The organism is Trichococcus flocculiformis, from assembly GCF_963662535.1.
Classification (GTDB): Bacteria; Bacillota; Bacilli; order Lactobacillales; family Aerococcaceae; genus Trichococcus; species Trichococcus flocculiformis.
Window position 1 is genome coordinate 2,144,477 of sequence record NZ_OY759718.1, and the last position, 15,829, is coordinate 2,160,305.

The window sequence follows — 15,829 nt, forward strand, 5'->3', positions numbered from 1 at the left end:
AGGGAGCAAGTTTTTATGTGGATCCGGTCTTATTTATCCGAATTTTGACAAGGTGAGTTCAGAGACGTTTAGACTAATATCAGTACCCATATTATTGATTACAATCTCCTCAATTTCACCGTAATCCATTCTTCTATTATTCGAAATAATATTGTTATATAAATATTCTGAAAGAGTATTTGCTTTAATAATTACTATTTCCTGCCCTTCTATATCATACTTCACACTCGGCACATAACGTGGCGTAACTACTATTGTGTATTGTGCTCCAATCAACTCACGGTGTCTTCTTAACCTACCTGCATTAATACCACTTAGTTTTGTTGAAGTTGATTTAGCATCGACAGCAAATTTTTTATTAATATCTAAGTATAGACATTCAATATCAGTTCTACCTGCACCTGAAAGTTTCTGGGCATCAACGTTTTCAAACATATTAAAGGCATCCTCCAAAACGTCCTCAAATTTATCAGCAGTCCGGTTCTCTGGATTAATCGAATATGCTTCAATTAACTTAGGCAATTCAAGCAACTGCATTTGCATAGGTTCTGGAATTTCCCCAATTACTCTTAGCAACTCGTCTGGATAAAAAGAATAAATTTCCTTGACAACATCTCCTGATTTGCGATTAGTGCTGTCCAGGTTAAGTGGAGTATCATAGATTGAGTGGTTATTTAGTAATTCTATAATTAATGATTTTACCGTTTCTGTGAGTGAAATACTACCATTATTTGCTATTCGTTTTGTTGGTCCCGATTTGCTATTTGGCTTTTGAGGATGGTACAAATCAACTGATTCATCACCATCATCTTTGTGAATCACTTTGATAGCAGCTAAAAGAGGTGAAACATAGTATTGCCATTCGTATACAGATTTTACAATTTCATGTTCATACAGTTTTAAATACTCAAATTTTTTACTAAAACTTTCATTTCGTGAAGCTAATATTTCCGAAATCAATTGCTCATACAATTCTTCTGTCATATTGTCCAAATAAATTAGGAACCTATATACTTCGTAATGATATAAAATTCCGTCTAATTTTGGGTCAATTAGCAACCTAAAAATCAATCTGAAAGGATAAAGACTAAAATCTTCGCTAGGTTTGCTTGACGGATGCGGAAACTGAATCCCTATTAGCATTGTTGCAAATATTTTAGAAAGGGCTTCGGTATCATCAAGGTATTTTAAAAACAAGTTTCCCAGTGGACTAAAGATGAATTTTTTTCTACCATTAAGAGTATCTGAGTACCCAAACATATAGTAGTTCAGTCCATCAAGTTTATGGTTTATCGCATCTAACGGTTCGTCTCTTAGAGATTTTCTTGGATTGTAAAATGGTGTCTCACTAAACTCTTCGTACATACGGTTCTTCTCATCTATAGAAATCCCAGCCTTATTTGATTTCAGATAAAGGGCAACCTCAGTAAACAAGTTCATGTCATTCGTATGTTTTTTAAACACCCAGTGCTTCCGTTCGTAGCTCTGTGCTACCAATTAAATCCTCTCCATTCGGAAAACAAATTTCTTCTAACAATTTTGGAGGGATCGCCTCACCAATAATCGTTCTAATATAATTATCTGAGGAACCCTTTGGAAATTCGATGTCGGTTCTAATTGAGCTTACAATGAACGTTTCCAATAGAGTTAGCACCCGTGGATCTGAATATGTACCATCTGACATCACTCGCCCAGGATGAACATTATTATGTGAACTAATACTGCCGCTATAGGTTGTTCTAGCTGGTGCCGGTTTATCCCAAACCATGCGTTTATAAGTATTATGGAATCCTTTGATTCGTTCACCATTATCTTTTTTAGGATAATATACCTTATTTGAAAATGCGCTTGTACCGGGCTTTGTATGGCGCATTGCTTCAACAATTGCTGGTCTTGCCCCTTTTGCCTCATGCCATTTTATTCCAGATTTTGCTCCAGAATCAAGGGATGGCAAATGTCCGATAGCATCTTTTAACGGTACTTCTGGTTGCTCAAGCGGCCATGGCCATTCAAGTTTTTTCTTAAACATCTTTATAATTGCACGAGGCCTTGACTGGCTTATTCCATAATCTTTTGCATTAAGCACTCGAATGTCTATGACATACTTTCCTTCATACCTAGATTTTAGAATATTTTCAAGCAAATAAAAACCACTGTCATACGGAAAGTACATTTCTAAAAATCTAGGCACATTTTCAATCAGCACATAATCCAAATCCAAATTGTCAATGTAATCAAACACTTCCATTACAAGGAAATTTCTCCTATCCTTAATGAAATGATCTTGATGTTTATTCCGTCCAACAGAACTCAAGCCTTGGCAAGGTGGTGTAGCTAGTAAAAACTTCACATTGTTTTTTTTCGCGAAGTTAATCATTTCAGATTTTAACTCGTCATCAACGATGTCTCCTTGAAACATCTTCACTTCTGGATAAAAAAACTCGTATGTCTCTGCTCGTTTGGCAAGTAATTCATTTGCAGCTACGAAGTTTAGATTTCCTTTGTGAAGGTTCAATTCTCCGATTCCAGCACTGGCGAACAGCGAAATCGCATTAATTTTCATACGTAAACTCCTTTACAATAGATTCAATTAATAATGGGGGAATACATTCTCCCATTATTTGCCGAATCAAAATTTCTGGCGTATCATCCGGAATTGGCCAATCATCGGGCAAGCCAGTCAGTCGCATCAATTCAAGTACTGACAGCACTCGTGCATCTGAGTAAGTTCCATCATGCATAAGTTTACCCGGATGAACATTTCTTTGTGAGCTGATTGCATCATTCCTCATAGTTATAGTTGGAGAAGGTTCATCCCACTTAATTCTTCTATAACTCGATTGATAACCTTTTATAGGTGTACCATCAGTTTTCTGCGGAAAGTATTTTTCATTTTCAAAAGCAGAGTGACCAGTTGGCGTATGCTTCATCCACAATACTTGCCTCTCATCATGATTACGACCAAAATGCCATTTGATATCTGATCTTTGGCCAGCTTCCAATGAAGGCAAATCCCCTATTACTTGTCTCACTGTAACCTTTTTTTCCATTTTCTTTGGCCATTTCCATTCAGTATTTTTCTTATACATACGAATGATCGCTCTCTTACGTATTTGAGGGGTTCCATAATCTGAAGTATCAAGAACGTTGTAGTCAATTTCATAGCTATCGTTAAATTCTTTTTCTAAAATTTCTTCAACAGTTAATAATTCACTTTCAATGAACAACTTTAACTTTAAAAGCGAGGGAACATTTTCTATAATAATATGGTTAGGCATTACTTCATGGATCATTCGTATAACATATGTAATCAAGTAATTTCTCTCATCTTGCGCCATATCTTCAATCTTTCTATTCTTCCCTGCCACGCTAATGCCCTGACAGGGAGGTGAGGCAATCATAAATTCAACTTTATTTTTTTTTGCAATATCGCGGACCTCATTGAAAATCTGCTCGTTTGTAATATCGCCAATTATCATACAATGATTTGGATAAATTTTTCTATAAAGTTCCCCTCTTCGAGGAATTAACTCATTCGCCACGACAATTTCAATTCCAGCTCTTGAAAGAAAAAATTCTCCTATACCAGAACTTGAGAAAAGCGACATGCCTTTAATTTTATTTTCCACTTTCAACAACAACCTTTTCCCGAATTGAGCTCATCACATCTGATACATCGCAATCTAGAACAGTGCAGATTCTATCAATCACATCAACCGTTACGTTTTGGTTTTTGCTCAAACGTGCAAGAGTAGAATTAGATATATCTGCCATATCTCTCAGCTGTGTTCGTGTCATTTTTTTATCTATTAATTTTTTCCATAATGAATCATACGAAATAGTCATTTTTCACCTCCTACAGAATTTTATTCTCTTAAAAGAGAATACCAAATAAATGTTCCCTTGTAAACAATCCTTTAAACTATGATAATATTATTTTTTTCAATAACGTAAAACTATATGAGAGTAACAAAATTAGCAATTACACATCATGCGAATAAAAATTTAACAAAGAGATTCATACAATCGTAAAACAGAATGTTCATTAGCAGCAGAGGTACAAGAAGTATCTTTTTACCTGAATTGCTTAGGAAACTCAAGTTATTTTTTTTGAACATAAAATTCGGAAACAAGGATTTTGACTTTTTAATATTCCTAATCTGAAAAAGCCGTAAAAAAAGCCAAGAATGGTAAGCTATAAATTGAAAAACCGATTGGATTTACAAAACTTATTAGTACAGATTATTACCCAGTTTTACCTTATTAAACAAATCAATATACCCTTCATCATATAATTGTGAATAACGTTGATACGCATGAAATAGATATGTTTGCTCATCACTTTCTATGTAATGCTCATATTGTTCAGATTCCTCGCGCTCATCAATTGCATCAATCAGACTATAGTAGACTTGTCCTTTAAGGATAAAAACAGAGTTAGAAAAAAAATTATCATTGCTTGTCATCCCAATAGGAAGCCGTGTGTTATATGTTTCAACTTCCCACTTATCATTTCCAACGTCACGAATCTCATATATATCCAACATTTGATCCACAATCTTTACCATAAAAACATCACTAAAATCTGAAAAAGTTAATTTATCTTGTCCCATGTTCTTACTCCTTAGATTTTTTCTTCTACACACCCACATAATAGAACATATGTTCTGTTATGTAAAGCGTGAACCCCATTTTACATATACTTATGCAATCCAAGTGGGCAAAAATATAGTATTATTTAAACTAGAGTGCCTATTTCTCAATCTAAATATAGGTAGGTGATATTAATGACGGACAGGATTACGCCTGAGCAAAGAAGTAAATTAATGAGTAAAATCAGAGAAAAATCAAATTTAGAGAATAGGGTGGTCCATGAACTATTTAGAAGAGGTATACGCTATAGAAGGAATAACAGAAAACTCCTCGGAAATCCTGACACTTCTATAGCAAAGTACAAAATAGTCATTTTTATAGATTCATGTTTTTGGCATAGTTGTCCAATCCATGGGTCCCGTCCTAAAAGCAACGTTGAATTTTGGAATAAAAAATTGAATCGAAACATAGAGAAGGACATTGAAGTCAACTCTTTCTATATATCAAATGATTGGAACATTTTAAGAGTATGGGAGCATGATATTCGTAATGATTTTGAAGAAACCATAAATATGATTGTAAATTTCATCAATAATTCAAAATTAAAACAATAAAGGGAAATGAATAATATTCTGAAAGATATCCAAAACATAAATGAACTATCTAGTAAAAAAATCATCCCTCACCCGAATTGCTGTAATTGTAAAAATTTCTCTACTTACTTTGCTTGATATAGCTCCAAAAGCTCTTTTTGTTGGATTTCAATCCCGATTGTATACAACTTTTTTTGAAATTTTTTGTACAGTTGATCAATGAGGTGCACACGTTCATAGTTTACACCATAATGAATACAACTATGACATACAGGGCATAGACATGCTATGTTTTCAACTTCATCAATCCCATATTTAAAGATTCCTTGATAGGCAATCGGAATTATATGGTGTGCCTCAACATAGTTTTTTTGGGTTCTTCTGGAAATAAAAAATTTGTGGAAGGAATCTATCTGACATTCATAATTTGATAATGCAATTGCATCAGCTCCGACTTTAGCATCTCTTGCATAACGAGTTGCGCTACCTTCAATAAGTTTTGCTCGAGGCCGAGGGGAGCTATTATATTCAGGCATGTTTGCCAAACTAGCTAAAGTTTCTTCCACCCTGAACTCATATTTATTATCTTCAAGGGTATTTGAGAAATCTGCTGTTTCAGATTGAAATTTTATATAATTGCTGACAGCAGATGAATACATTCTTCGAGGATCTTTTTCCATCAGTTTTTCCAATTTCCGAACGTCCAGCAATAACTGATTCAATTGCTCTACTGAATTGAGCTCATAAAAGCTGACACCAAGATCCTTAAGAATTCTGTTGTGTGATTGAGAAGCGTATTTGCTGACTGAACTTGGAGAAAGTCCTTTTTCCCGAAGCCAATGCTGAAATTTATCATTATTATCGTTGTATATCATCTGCTTCACCTCTTCATTTTAGGATAGCAGCTTTAGGTAAATATGCAAGAAAAATAAAGCTGGATTATTTTCTCTCAACAGAGCATGAAACAATCGGGAGAAGGTTTGGATATTTTTAAGGGGTCTACAATGTAAGTTCAATGAACAGACAAAAAACAAGCGCAAACGTTTTAGTGTTTGCGCTTGTTTTTGAGGAACAATCCAAATATCATTTAATTTTTTTGTGCACTTCCTGAATCCGTTTCGTTTATCCAATACACTTTGCCAAAGCCTTATAAAACCCATTCTCATCATTCGTATCCGTTACACAATCAGCTGCTTGTTTTACTTCGTCAGGAGCGTTGCCCATTGCGATTCCTTTACCAGCGTGTATGATCATCGGCATATCGTTGAAATTGTCTCCGATCGCTAAGGTATTTGCTAATGCAACGCCATATTTTTCGCATAAAAAGTGGAGTGCACCTAATTTTGATACTTGATTATTGACGATCTCCATATAGGTGTCTTTTGATCGGTAGTAGGAAATGTTTGATAAGTTTGCACCTGCCAGCTCATCCTCCAATTTTTGAATGTCATCCGGATTTCCCATGCACAGTATCTTGTGGACAGGAAAATGCTCGTTCAGGAAATCTTCCATTGCGATTGCTTCCGGATCCATTTTGGTGATGGCCGCTTCCTGCTTGACCCACTCATCTTCTCGTTCAACGTACCACCGCTCGCCGGAATAGATATTGAAGCTTATATCCGGAAAATTTGTGGATATTGTTTGATAGAGTTGTAACGCGTCCAGTCGCTCTAAAGTCAGACTGTACAGATCATCAAATGATCCTTCTTTATATTGGGTGATCAGAGCTCCGTTGAAGCAAACCAGTGGTGAAGACAAGTGAACTTCATCGGCGATTGAAGTCATTGCCCCTGGTGGTCTGGCGGATGCCAGAATGATTTTCGTGCCTTTCTTCACCAAGTCCTGAATGATTTGGCTTGCTTCGGCTGTAACTTCATGCTTAGAATCCAACAACGTGCCGTCTATATCGCTGAATACCAACTCGACCTTTGTCATATCGTTTCCTCCTCAAAGATGATCTCTGTTTGATCTTCGAAATAAGCCTGCTGCTTTGCTGTCGGACCTTTATCTGTAATGAAGCAATCGATGTCCTGGTAATTTGCGCCTTTGTACTGCGCTTCTTTGCTGAATTTCTGATTTTCAGCAACCAGTACCACTTGCCGGCTTTGTTTTACCACTTTCTGCTTGATCAAGGCGTTGTTCGGTTCTTTAAAAAAGATGCCTTCTTTCTCCAAACTTGCGGCGCCGATAAAACAAATATCAAATTTTATCGAATCGATTTCTTCCAAACTCCGGACCGAAAAGAAAAACCTGTCCTCATGATTGTACTCCCCGCCCAAAAGGTGAACCTTTATTTTGGGATTCATTCCCAATGCAAAAGCATTGTCCAGCGAATGCGTATAGACCGTACACTTTTTGTTTAATTTCTGCGCTGCCAACAATAACGTAGTCGAGACATCCAAAAACAGCGTACTGTTTTCTGGTATTTCTTCCAAAACTCTCTCAGCCATTTTTTCTTTTTCGGGTTTATGCATGCCTGTCCGTTCTCCAAAACTGAGTATCTTCGTTCTGTCTTCGGCTAACATAATGCCTCCGTGAGTACGGACAGCCATTCCGGTTTTCAAGAATTCCAGGATATCACGACGCGCAGTGTCAGCTGAAATCTGGAATGCTTCCATTATTTCTTTTTTGGAAAGTCTTTTTTTCTTCTCCAGCAGCTGTTGGATCTGCTGAATGCGCTCTTCTTGGTACATCTTCCCACCACCTTTAATTGAATTATATAAGCAATTATAAGCATTTGCAAGTTTATCTAAGTGTTAAAAATAATTAAAAACCCAGCACAAACGTTTAGTCGTTTGTGCTGGGTTATTTTTAGACATTCAAATTAAGATTTTATTTTTGAACGAAGAGCTATTCTTCAAAATGACTTTTTCTTCAAGTCCGCGGATCAGGCGGCCTTCTTTGTCATAGACATGGCTTCGAGCTTTTTGGATGTCAGCCATCGCAAGGATAAGCCTGTCGCGTATTGGTTCAGGCAATTCATCGAAAAGGAACGATTCTTTGTTAAGATTGTATTTCCCTCGCAGCGATTCCACTTCTCCGGCTTTCTTCAGTCGGTACGTTCGTTTGGGCAAGGCGCCTTCGATTGTGCGTTTTTCGATCCGATAGACATAGTTTTTGTCGTCGTAGACGATTTCGAGAGCACCGCTGTTGGTGCGGTTGTACTGCACATGCTTGTGATTTTCCTTATGCAGTTCCCACCAGGCTTTGATCCCCGCAATCGCTTCTTCCTCAGTTTTATAGCTGCCGTGTTCCTTACGAATGTTGCCGATACGATTCTGCCAATAGTTGGTATACACTGTTTGACTCATACAATCCGCCCTTTCGATAATGTTGTAATCGCTATCATTGTATGACTAATCCGGAAAATTTGCAAGGGATGCAACTTAAGTAAATATTGCTGCTCGTTTCGTTTTGTAAACGCATAATAAAATTTCAAATAATAGCACTTTACGTTTGACTTGGAGTACACTCCAAGGTTTAAAGTAGGCTTATACAAATAAATAGCTGGAGGAAAATCACTATGAAGCAAACGTATATCACATTGAACGATGGAAACAAAATCCCGCAATTCGGACTGGGCGTCTTCCAGATTCCGGGGGACGAAAAGACCAAAGAAGCTTGTTTGGAAGCCTTCAAATTAGGCTATCGCCACATCGATACTGCGCATGCCTATCAAAACGAACGCGGAGTCGGTCAAGCTGTAAAAGAAAGCGGCATTCCGAGAGAAGAAATCTGGATCACGACGAAATTGTGGCCAAGCGAATACGGAGAAGGCAAGACGGCAAAAGCAATCGACAAAATGCTGGAGCGTCTTCAGACGGATTACATCGACCTTCTTCTTTTGCATCAACAGTTCGGGGATTACCTGGGCGCATGGAAAGATATGGAAAAAGCTGTCGCTGAAAGTAAAGTGAAGAGCATCGGCTTGAGCAACTTCGAATCCGAGCGTTTGGAAGAAGTACTCGCTGCCGCAACGATCCATCCATCTGTACTGCAGGTTGAATGCCACCCTTACTATCAACAAAATGATCTGAAGAAACGGATCGCCCCTTATAACACAGTCATCGAAAGTTGGTATCCGCTGGGACATGGCGATGCGACCTTGATCGAAGAGCCTGTTTTCACCAAGTTGGCAGAAAAATATGGAAAAACGAATGCCCAGATCATCCTGCGTTGGCACATTCAGGAAGGCATCATTGTGTTCCCAAAATCATCAAATCCGGTGCACATTAAAGAGAACATCGACATCTTCGATTTCGAATTGACTGAGGAAGAAATGAACGAAATCCGCCAACTGGACAAAGGGTTCCGCTACTACACAATGACGCTTAAAGAACAAGAAGAAGCATTGGGCCAGTTTGTACCGGCTGATTAATTAAAATAAGAACAATTTGAAAATCCTCCAGAAATGCTTACACAAAGCATTTCTGGAGGATTTTAGTTTTTAGTAAACTTTGTAAGTTGCCTTATAGTTGACACTAATTTAAATACGTATTATATTACGTATCAAAGAAGGTCGATGCAGACTCTCGAGAAGGTTACGAATTGATTAAGCGGACCATAATTGATGATTCCCCTCAACATCGCAATGAGAAAGGAAGTATCCTGATGATTTTATATTATGCTATTTTTAATCCCGAAGGCACGCAATTCAATATATCGTTTCCGGATTTACCGGAGTTGTTCACCAGCGGAGATGACATGTCCGATGCCCTGCACATGGCAAAAGATGCTTTGGAAGGCTATCTGCTTTGGCTTGAGGATGAAAAAGAGGCTTTTCCTCCGGCATCCGAATATGATGAAATTTCTCCTTCTAAGGGAGATTTGTTGATTCCGATCGAAGCAAATCTCGAAGTGGCTAGACTCAAGGAAAACACGAAAATGATCAAGAAAACTTTGACGATTCCGAATTACGTCAATGCACTCGCGGAAAAAGAAGGCATCAATTTTTCGCAAACATTGACGGAAGTGTTGAAGGAGAAATTACAGATACATTAAGCAGTTGGATGTTCGTATATAGCAATCCTTGTTGGAGATGAGGTCTCACTTTAATGCCATTTGATATTTACAACCCAAATAAAAATCTGATACACTATTCATGTCGCAAGACAAAAATCCTCCTAAGTCCTGAATATTGGTTGGCGAACCGAATTTATTCTGTGGATTATCGAGGATTTTTTTGTTATAAAATTTCAGTTAGTCCGATGTCCTGGAAGGAGCAAAATATGAAAATTTTATATCCAGCAACATTCGAAAAAGACGGTGGCTATATACTCGTCCAGTTCCCCGATATACCTGAAGCAATGACACAAGGTGCAACTGCCCAAGAAGCAAACGCCAAGGCGAAAGAAGTATTGGGCTTGGCATTAGATGGTAAGCAAGATTTTCCTGAAGCAACTGCGGTGGATGTCTTGGAGAGAAAGTATCCGGATAAAACAGTCACTCTGATTGAGATCGATTTCTGACAGTCGGCTTGAGTTCTTTTGAGGACGTGTAGCAACAGCTGCCGTTCCATTTCAAAGCTTTGTTTTGATTTTCCTCACAGTACTCACCACCTTACTTGATTTATATACAACAAACCATAAATGAAAGCAGTACGAAAGTCATAAACAAGGCTTGAAAGAAATACTCGGGGTATGACCACCCCACTACTAAAAGACACAAAACCCATCATCCTCTTATTTTTCATAAAGGATGATGGGTTTATTTTATTATGTTTATTCCAACTAAAGAATTGCGGAAAAGATTTCCTTCAATAGACTGATTTCTTTGAATGATGTGCAGCAACAGCCGCCGATCCATTTGCATCCTGACTCGTGCCACTTCAAAGCTTCGTTAGAGAATACTTCATCAACCGCATGACTGTGCATCCATACTTTTGTAGTGGCATCGTAGGTCGCTCCCGAGTTTGGATAAGCAACTAATGGCTTTGTCGCAATCTCCTTCAGATATTCCAAGGCCGGCAAAACTAAATCCGGCTGCACGCAATTGACGCCGTAGGCAATGATTTGCTCGGACGACTCTGCCAATAGCTGGAATACACGCAGATCGGTTCCATCGCATAAATGATGGGCGTCTTTCAATGTCACTGTCAGCCAGGCTGTCGCCTTCGGATGTTGGGCCAGCAATTCAATCAGAGCCTGGATTTCCGTTAGGTCCGGAATGGTTTCGATGGCCAGCAAATCAGCCCCTGCTTCCAGCAGCAACTCCAACCTTTCGCGATGGAAATCGACCAACTCGGTTTGCGACAGACCGTAATTGCCACGGTATTCAGAGCCGTCCGCCAAATAGGCACCGTATGGCCCGACAGAAGCTGCCACCCATTTTTCTTGCAGGCCTTGGCTTTTCGTTTGGGCCTGTTTCGCTAGTTCTACCGTTCTTTTGATCAGAGCCCGGCTTTCTTCGGTTGTATGGCCCAAACGCTCGAACCCGGCAACCGTCGCTTGATAGCTCGCTGTGATGGCGATGTTTGCCCCGGCATCGTAATAGTTCTGATGGACTTTTTCAATTTTATCCGGTTCGTTCACTAATGCTTTCGCGGTCCATAACTCATCATTCAGGTCCAAGCCTTGCTCCTCCAGACCTAAGGACATCGAACCATCGATGAGGATCACTTTTTGATTCTTTTGCCACTCTTTAAAATTCATCGGAAAGCTCACCCACTTCTTGATTTTCGATTGCTACAGAAGCCTTTTTGCTGAAGAATAACTGGTAATAAAAGAAGCACAAGATCGTGAATGGGATGCCGATGATCAAGGCAATCCGCTGGTTCGGATCAAACGCGATGCCGATGATCGAAACGGAGCAAAGGATAATGACGAGCCACGGAACGATTGGATAGAATGGTGTTTGGTAAGCCAGTTCATCCAGTTTATGCCCCGATTTCAGATAGTATTTGCGGAAATTCAGTTGTGCCCAAGCGATGCTCAACCAAACCGCCACGACCGCGAATGCGGAGATGGATACCAAAGCCAGGTAAACGGTGTCCGCGGAATAGATGCTGGAAAACAGGGAGAGAAGCCCACCCAAAATGGTCAGCAACAACCCGTAAATCGGCAACCCGCGTTTGGATAATTTGGCGAAACGTTTCGGCAATGTTCCTGCATTGGCCAATGACCACAGCATTCTTGATGCTGCGTAGACCCCAGAGTTTGCGCCGGAAAGGACTACAGTGATCAGGACGAGGTTCATGATGTCTGCTGCGTATGGGATACCCATCAAATTCAGGATGACGGTCACCGGACTTTCATCCAAATTAGCCGCAGAATCCGGAAGCAGCGCACCGATCACAACAATCGTCCCGATGAACAGAACCACGAGAATGATGATTGTCTGCAGGATTGCTTTCGGGATATTTTTCTTGGGATCCGACGTTTCGCCAGCGGCTACGCCGATCAGTTCTGCACCGGAAAAAGCGAAGTTAGCCGACAGGATCGCCAAGAAAACGGAGCCTGCCCCTTTCGGAAACCAACCGTTTTCCGTCAAATGGCTGAAAAGTGCTGCTGATTCATTTCCCTGAATCGGTATAAATCCGAAAATGCCACCCAGACCCAGGATAAGGAAAATTGCCAGTGCGAGCACTTTGATCAACGACATCCAAAATTCGCTGACGGAAAACCAACGCACATCAATAATGTTTGAAAGTACAATAATGCCGATAAAAAAGATGCACCAAAGCCATGCGGGAATGCCGGGGAACCAGCGTTGTGACAAAATCGCCAAGGTGATGAACTGCGAACCCAATGCCACTGTCCACGTCAGCCAATAAAGCCACGCCACCACGAAACCTGCTCCGGGATGGATGTATTTTGAAGCGTAGTTGTGGAACGAACTCGTACTAGGCTCGTGGACCGACAATTCGCCCAAGCACATCATGACCAACGTCACCAAAAATGCTCCGATCAGATACGCGATGATGGTTCCGATCGAACCCGTCGTTTGAATTAAATACCCCGAACTCAAAAAGATTCCGGTTCCTATAACTCCACCCAATGAAAGCATAACTAGATGCTTTGATGTCATTTCCCTTACAAATGATTGCTCCATAAATTTTTCCCTCCAAAAATGTATTAAAATATAAAAAAAAAAGCACTCCCCCTATTGAAAGGGCGAATGCTCGCGTTACCACCTTTGTTCATAATCAAAAAGATTATCTCAGCAAGGGACTGTCATCCCTTCACGCGCTATCGGGCGTACCCGTCATCTGCTAAGTTTCCCTCACATGTGATAACTCAAAGACCATTTTCGCTGATTCCGAAACATCTGCTTTCACCATTCGCAGACTCTCTGTGGTTTCTTTCCCAGCTACTTATCTCATCAAAGTTTCATATATTTTTAATAAATATACAAGAATGATGGATGGTTGTCAATTATTTTGTGATATATTTTGTGCTTACTTTCATTCTTGTTGTTTAGTTGGTGTGAGCTTTGGGGGTGGCCGGAATTGGCTGTCCGTTCTTGCGCTGTCCTCCGGCAAGGCGGGTGTGGCCGGAGCTACGATACCGATCACGTCGCTCTGCTCCGGCGGGGAGACGCTGGACGGAGAACAGAGTCGTTTTTGACGCTCTCCTCCGTCCAAGCATTCTTTCACCGGAGGAGAGTTCCCCCGGTAACATTCGAAAAAAACTATAAAGCAAGCCCGCTGCACCCCTTTCAGTTGGGCGCAGAAGGCTTGCTGTTACTGACTTTTATCACCAAGGTTGAATCGTCGGTCCGATTGTAAATTCGTTGACGTTCGTATCCTCAGGCTGATCGATCGCGAAGGCGACCACATTGGCTACGCGATCCGGGCTGATGCCGTATTGTTTGTAGATGATTCCCATGTCTTTGGCCATTTTATCGTCGCTGATCGTTTCCAGCAATTCAGTGTTGATGGCGGCCGGATAGATCGTGGCTGTTCTGATGTTGGTGCCTTCCATCGCAGATTCCATGCGCAACACTTCCATCAGATCGCGGACTGCCCATTTCGTGGCGCCATAAACCGCTCCGCCCGGATAGGCTTTTAGACCCGCGACGGACGAGGTGGTGATCACGTGACCTGATTTTTGTTTCGTGAATTCCGGAAGAACAGCTTCGATCCCGTTCAGAACTCCTTTGATGTTGACGTCCACCATCAGATGCCAGTCCTTCGTTTTTAACTTCGATAACGGCGAGTTCGGCATCACGCCGGCATTAAGGAAAATGACATCCACTCTTCCGAATTTTTCTTTTGCCAGTTCGACCAACTTGTTGTTATCCTCGATTTTGGTGACATCCGTAACGCGGTAAACAGCTTCCCCGCCGGCCTGAACGATTTCGTCAACCAATTTCCGCAAATGCTCTTCCCTGCGCGCGCCCAAAACCAACTTGGCTCCTTTGCTTGCCAACTGTCGGGCTGTCGCCTCGCCAATTCCTGAAGAAGCTCCCGTGATGATTACTACTTTGTCTTTGATTGCCATTATCTTCATCCTTTCCAATTTGACCGGAGTATCAATAAAGAATCGAAAAACGGTTTTCTGCATCTGACAACTGTTTGTCCATTTTTATTATACCACCGGGTGCTTTTTTAGGCTTATTAGAACCTTACTCCTTAACCTCAAGGTGAAGTCAAGAGACAGAAGCTGGAAAGTTCAAAATGTTTGGCTGACTTCAGAACGGTGATCTCCGGTGAAGGGGCCTTTGCAGGAGATAAGATTTTGTTCGTTTCGCTGCTCTCCTGTTAACCGATCCTCACCGGAGAACAGCCCCGGTATCTCAGCCCTTCTCCGGCCAGCAGCCCTTCACCGGAGGAGAGCCCAAGGATTACTTATTTAAAAATGCTAACACTTCTTTTGTGAATTCTTCATGGTATTGAAAGATTGCGCCATGACCGGCATCTTTATAAATCACAAGTTTACTGTTAGGGAGGCGTTGAACCAGATCATAGGAGTTCTCGGTCGGTACCATCCGGTCAGCTTCACCGTTAACGACTAGAATCGGTTGCTTTATTTTTGAAAGGTCTGCTGGAGTTGATTTCCCCCAACGATTGATTGCTTTTAGTTGTGTATAATATCCCTTTAAGCTGATCATTTTGTCTCGATTTTGCTTTCGTTCCTTGATTCTTGCCAGGAACTCTTTTGCTTTTTTTTTGCCATTTGATGTGCGGGTAAAGAATAAATATGTTTTTACATCTTTTAATGTGAAAATGGCCCGCACTAAATCCTGATTGGAAATCTTCGTAACATTTTCAATCCCCTTCCCACCACGAGGACCCGTTCCGGTCAGAATTACTTTTCTAATCAAAGTTGGTTCCAGTTCTAAGAGTTCTTGAGCGATCATCCCACCCATCGAAAAGGACAGAATATCGATCTGCTTAAATCCTAGTGCCTTGATAAGATCAATCGCATCTTCGGCCATTTCTTTAATCGTACCGGGAACTTGTCCACTGGATAGGCCTACTCCTGTGTTATCGAATGTAATCACCCAATGCTGTTTTGCGATGCCGTCAATTATCCTTGGATCCCAATTGTCGAGATTCGCTGATAAATGCGTGAAGAAAACAATTGGAATCCCTATTTTTTCACCTAATTCACGGTACACATAGGTTATTCCATTAGCCGTTCGGATGCTTTTGTTTGGGGCATGAATATAGGTCTCAGATTCTCGCATACTTATACGTCCTC

17 protein-coding genes and 1 other annotated feature are annotated in these 15,829 nt (G+C 40.5%); of the genes, 4 read left to right on the forward strand and 13 right to left on the reverse strand.

What is annotated here, in order from left to right:
* Positions 1-33 precede the first annotated feature (33 nt).
* From ACKPCD_RS10305 to ACKPCD_RS10325, 5 genes are all read right to left on the reverse strand, one after another.
* The gene (locus ACKPCD_RS10305; RefSeq protein WP_321433122.1) at positions 34-1,464 is read right to left on the reverse strand and encodes a restriction endonuclease; all 1,431 of its coding nucleotides are present in this window, start codon (positions 1,462-1,464) and stop codon (positions 34-36) included.
* On the reverse strand, positions 1,457-2,563 hold the full coding sequence (locus tag ACKPCD_RS10310) for a DNA cytosine methyltransferase (protein ID WP_321433123.1): 1,107 nt from the start codon (positions 2,561-2,563) through the stop codon (positions 1,457-1,459). The genes ACKPCD_RS10305 and ACKPCD_RS10310 overlap by 8 nt, the downstream gene beginning before the upstream one ends.
* Positions 2,553-3,629: a DNA (cytosine-5-)-methyltransferase gene (dcm, locus tag ACKPCD_RS10315; protein WP_321433124.1), complete on the reverse strand. Its 1,077-nt coding sequence runs from the start codon at positions 3,627-3,629 to the stop codon at positions 2,553-2,555. The genes ACKPCD_RS10310 and dcm overlap by 11 nt, the downstream gene beginning before the upstream one ends.
* Positions 3,619-3,846: a helix-turn-helix domain-containing protein gene (locus tag ACKPCD_RS10320; RefSeq protein ID WP_321433125.1), complete on the reverse strand. Its 228-nt coding sequence runs from the start codon at positions 3,844-3,846 to the stop codon at positions 3,619-3,621. The genes dcm and ACKPCD_RS10320 overlap by 11 nt, the downstream gene beginning before the upstream one ends.
* Before the next feature lie 386 nt (positions 3,847-4,232).
* Complete coding sequence (locus ACKPCD_RS10325) at positions 4,233-4,613, reverse strand: hypothetical protein (RefSeq protein WP_321433126.1); 381 nt, start codon at positions 4,611-4,613, stop codon at positions 4,233-4,235.
* 174 nt (positions 4,614-4,787) lie between these two features.
* On the opposite strand from ACKPCD_RS10325, the gene ACKPCD_RS10330 reads away from it, so the two are divergent.
* A complete protein-coding gene (locus ACKPCD_RS10330) occupies positions 4,788-5,207 on the forward strand; it encodes a very short patch repair endonuclease (protein WP_321433127.1) in 420 nt (139 codons plus the stop codon).
* Positions 5,208-5,311: 104 nt separating this feature from the next.
* On the opposite strand, the gene ACKPCD_RS10335 is transcribed toward ACKPCD_RS10330, so the two are convergent.
* The 4 genes from ACKPCD_RS10335 to ACKPCD_RS10350 form a co-directional block, all read right to left on the reverse strand.
* Positions 5,312-6,061, reverse strand: a complete 750-nt coding sequence (locus ACKPCD_RS10335; RefSeq protein WP_321433128.1) for an HNH endonuclease — start codon at positions 6,059-6,061, stop codon at positions 5,312-5,314.
* Between the two features lie 247 nt (positions 6,062-6,308).
* A complete protein-coding gene (locus ACKPCD_RS10340; protein ID WP_321433129.1) occupies positions 6,309-7,121 on the reverse strand; it encodes a Cof-type HAD-IIB family hydrolase in 813 nt (270 codons plus the stop codon).
* Positions 7,118-7,879: a DeoR/GlpR family DNA-binding transcription regulator gene (locus tag ACKPCD_RS10345; RefSeq protein ID WP_321433130.1), complete on the reverse strand. Its 762-nt coding sequence runs from the start codon at positions 7,877-7,879 to the stop codon at positions 7,118-7,120. Before ACKPCD_RS10345 ends, ACKPCD_RS10340 begins: the two co-directional genes overlap by 4 nt.
* Before the next feature lie 126 nt (positions 7,880-8,005).
* Positions 8,006-8,497 (reverse strand): hypothetical protein, encoded by a 492-nt coding sequence (locus ACKPCD_RS10350; RefSeq protein WP_319995852.1) that lies wholly within the window; start codon positions 8,495-8,497, stop codon positions 8,006-8,008.
* A 212-nt stretch (positions 8,498-8,709) separates the two neighbouring features.
* Between ACKPCD_RS10350 and ACKPCD_RS10355 the strand changes: the two genes are divergently transcribed.
* From ACKPCD_RS10355 to ACKPCD_RS10365, 3 genes are all read left to right on the forward strand, one after another.
* Complete coding sequence (locus tag ACKPCD_RS10355) at positions 8,710-9,564, forward strand: aldo/keto reductase (protein WP_321433131.1); 855 nt, start codon at positions 8,710-8,712, stop codon at positions 9,562-9,564.
* 233 nt (positions 9,565-9,797) lie between these two features.
* The gene (locus ACKPCD_RS10360) at positions 9,798-10,187 is read left to right on the forward strand and encodes a type II toxin-antitoxin system HicB family antitoxin (protein WP_276646590.1); all 390 of its coding nucleotides are present in this window, start codon (positions 9,798-9,800) and stop codon (positions 10,185-10,187) included.
* A 227-nt stretch (positions 10,188-10,414) separates the two neighbouring features.
* Positions 10,415-10,654, forward strand: a complete 240-nt coding sequence (locus tag ACKPCD_RS10365; protein ID WP_321433132.1) for a type II toxin-antitoxin system HicB family antitoxin — start codon at positions 10,415-10,417, stop codon at positions 10,652-10,654.
* Between the two features lie 261 nt (positions 10,655-10,915).
* Here ACKPCD_RS10365 and mmuM read toward each other — a convergent pair whose 3' ends face one another.
* From mmuM to ACKPCD_RS10385, 4 genes are all read right to left on the reverse strand, one after another.
* The gene (mmuM, locus tag ACKPCD_RS10370; RefSeq protein ID WP_321433133.1) at positions 10,916-11,836 is read right to left on the reverse strand and encodes a homocysteine S-methyltransferase; all 921 of its coding nucleotides are present in this window, start codon (positions 11,834-11,836) and stop codon (positions 10,916-10,918) included.
* Entirely contained in the window at positions 11,826-13,235 is a 1,410-nt protein-coding gene (locus ACKPCD_RS10375) for an amino acid permease (RefSeq protein WP_321433134.1), read from the reverse strand. Before ACKPCD_RS10375 ends, mmuM begins: the two co-directional genes overlap by 11 nt.
* Before the next feature lie 55 nt (positions 13,236-13,290).
* Positions 13,291-13,518 (reverse strand) — a binding site (T-box leader).
* Positions 13,519-13,879: 361 nt separating this feature from the next.
* Positions 13,880-14,626 carry an SDR family oxidoreductase gene (locus ACKPCD_RS10380; RefSeq protein WP_086629118.1) on the reverse strand — a complete coding sequence of 249 codons (747 nt, stop codon included), beginning with the start codon at positions 14,624-14,626 and terminating at the stop codon, positions 13,880-13,882.
* A 343-nt stretch (positions 14,627-14,969) separates the two neighbouring features.
* Positions 14,970-15,815 (reverse strand): alpha/beta fold hydrolase, encoded by an 846-nt coding sequence (locus ACKPCD_RS10385; RefSeq protein ID WP_321433135.1) that lies wholly within the window; start codon positions 15,813-15,815, stop codon positions 14,970-14,972.
* Between the last annotated feature and the right edge of the window lie 14 nt (positions 15,816-15,829).

Excerpts from the sequence above, each read along its gene's own strand:
- ACKPCD_RS10310 (WP_321433123.1), bottom strand. The coding sequence starts at position 2,563 with ATGAAAATTAATGCGATTTCGCTGTTCGCCAGTGCTGGAATCGGAGAA.
- ACKPCD_RS10320 (WP_321433125.1), bottom strand. The coding sequence starts at position 3,846 with ATGACTATTTCGTATGATTCATTATGGAAAAAATTAATAGATAAAAAA.
- ACKPCD_RS10325 (WP_321433126.1), bottom strand. The coding sequence starts at position 4,613 with ATGGGACAAGATAAATTAACTTTTTCAGATTTTAGTGATGTTTTTATG.
- ACKPCD_RS10330 (WP_321433127.1), top strand. The coding sequence starts at position 4,788 with ATGACGGACAGGATTACGCCTGAGCAAAGAAGTAAATTAATGAGTAAA.
- ACKPCD_RS10335 (WP_321433128.1), bottom strand. The coding sequence starts at position 6,061 with ATGATATACAACGATAATAATGATAAATTTCAGCATTGGCTTCGGGAA.
- ACKPCD_RS10340 (WP_321433129.1), bottom strand. The coding sequence starts at position 7,121 with ATGACAAAGGTCGAGTTGGTATTCAGCGATATAGACGGCACGTTGTTG.
- ACKPCD_RS10345 (WP_321433130.1), bottom strand. The coding sequence starts at position 7,879 with ATGTACCAAGAAGAGCGCATTCAGCAGATCCAACAGCTGCTGGAGAAG.
- ACKPCD_RS10350 (WP_319995852.1), bottom strand. The coding sequence starts at position 8,497 with ATGAGTCAAACAGTGTATACCAACTATTGGCAGAATCGTATCGGCAAC.
- ACKPCD_RS10355 (WP_321433131.1), top strand. The coding sequence starts at position 8,710 with ATGAAGCAAACGTATATCACATTGAACGATGGAAACAAAATCCCGCAA.
- ACKPCD_RS10360 (WP_276646590.1), top strand. The coding sequence starts at position 9,798 with ATGATTTTATATTATGCTATTTTTAATCCCGAAGGCACGCAATTCAAT.
- ACKPCD_RS10365 (WP_321433132.1), top strand. The coding sequence starts at position 10,415 with ATGAAAATTTTATATCCAGCAACATTCGAAAAAGACGGTGGCTATATA.
- mmuM (WP_321433133.1), bottom strand. The coding sequence starts at position 11,836 with ATGAATTTTAAAGAGTGGCAAAAGAATCAAAAAGTGATCCTCATCGAT.
- ACKPCD_RS10375 (WP_321433134.1), bottom strand. The coding sequence starts at position 13,235 with ATGGAGCAATCATTTGTAAGGGAAATGACATCAAAGCATCTAGTTATG.
- ACKPCD_RS10380 (WP_086629118.1), bottom strand. The coding sequence starts at position 14,626 with ATGGCAATCAAAGACAAAGTAGTAATCATCACGGGAGCTTCTTCAGGA.
- ACKPCD_RS10385 (WP_321433135.1), bottom strand. The coding sequence starts at position 15,815 with ATGCGAGAATCTGAGACCTATATTCATGCCCCAAACAAAAGCATCCGA.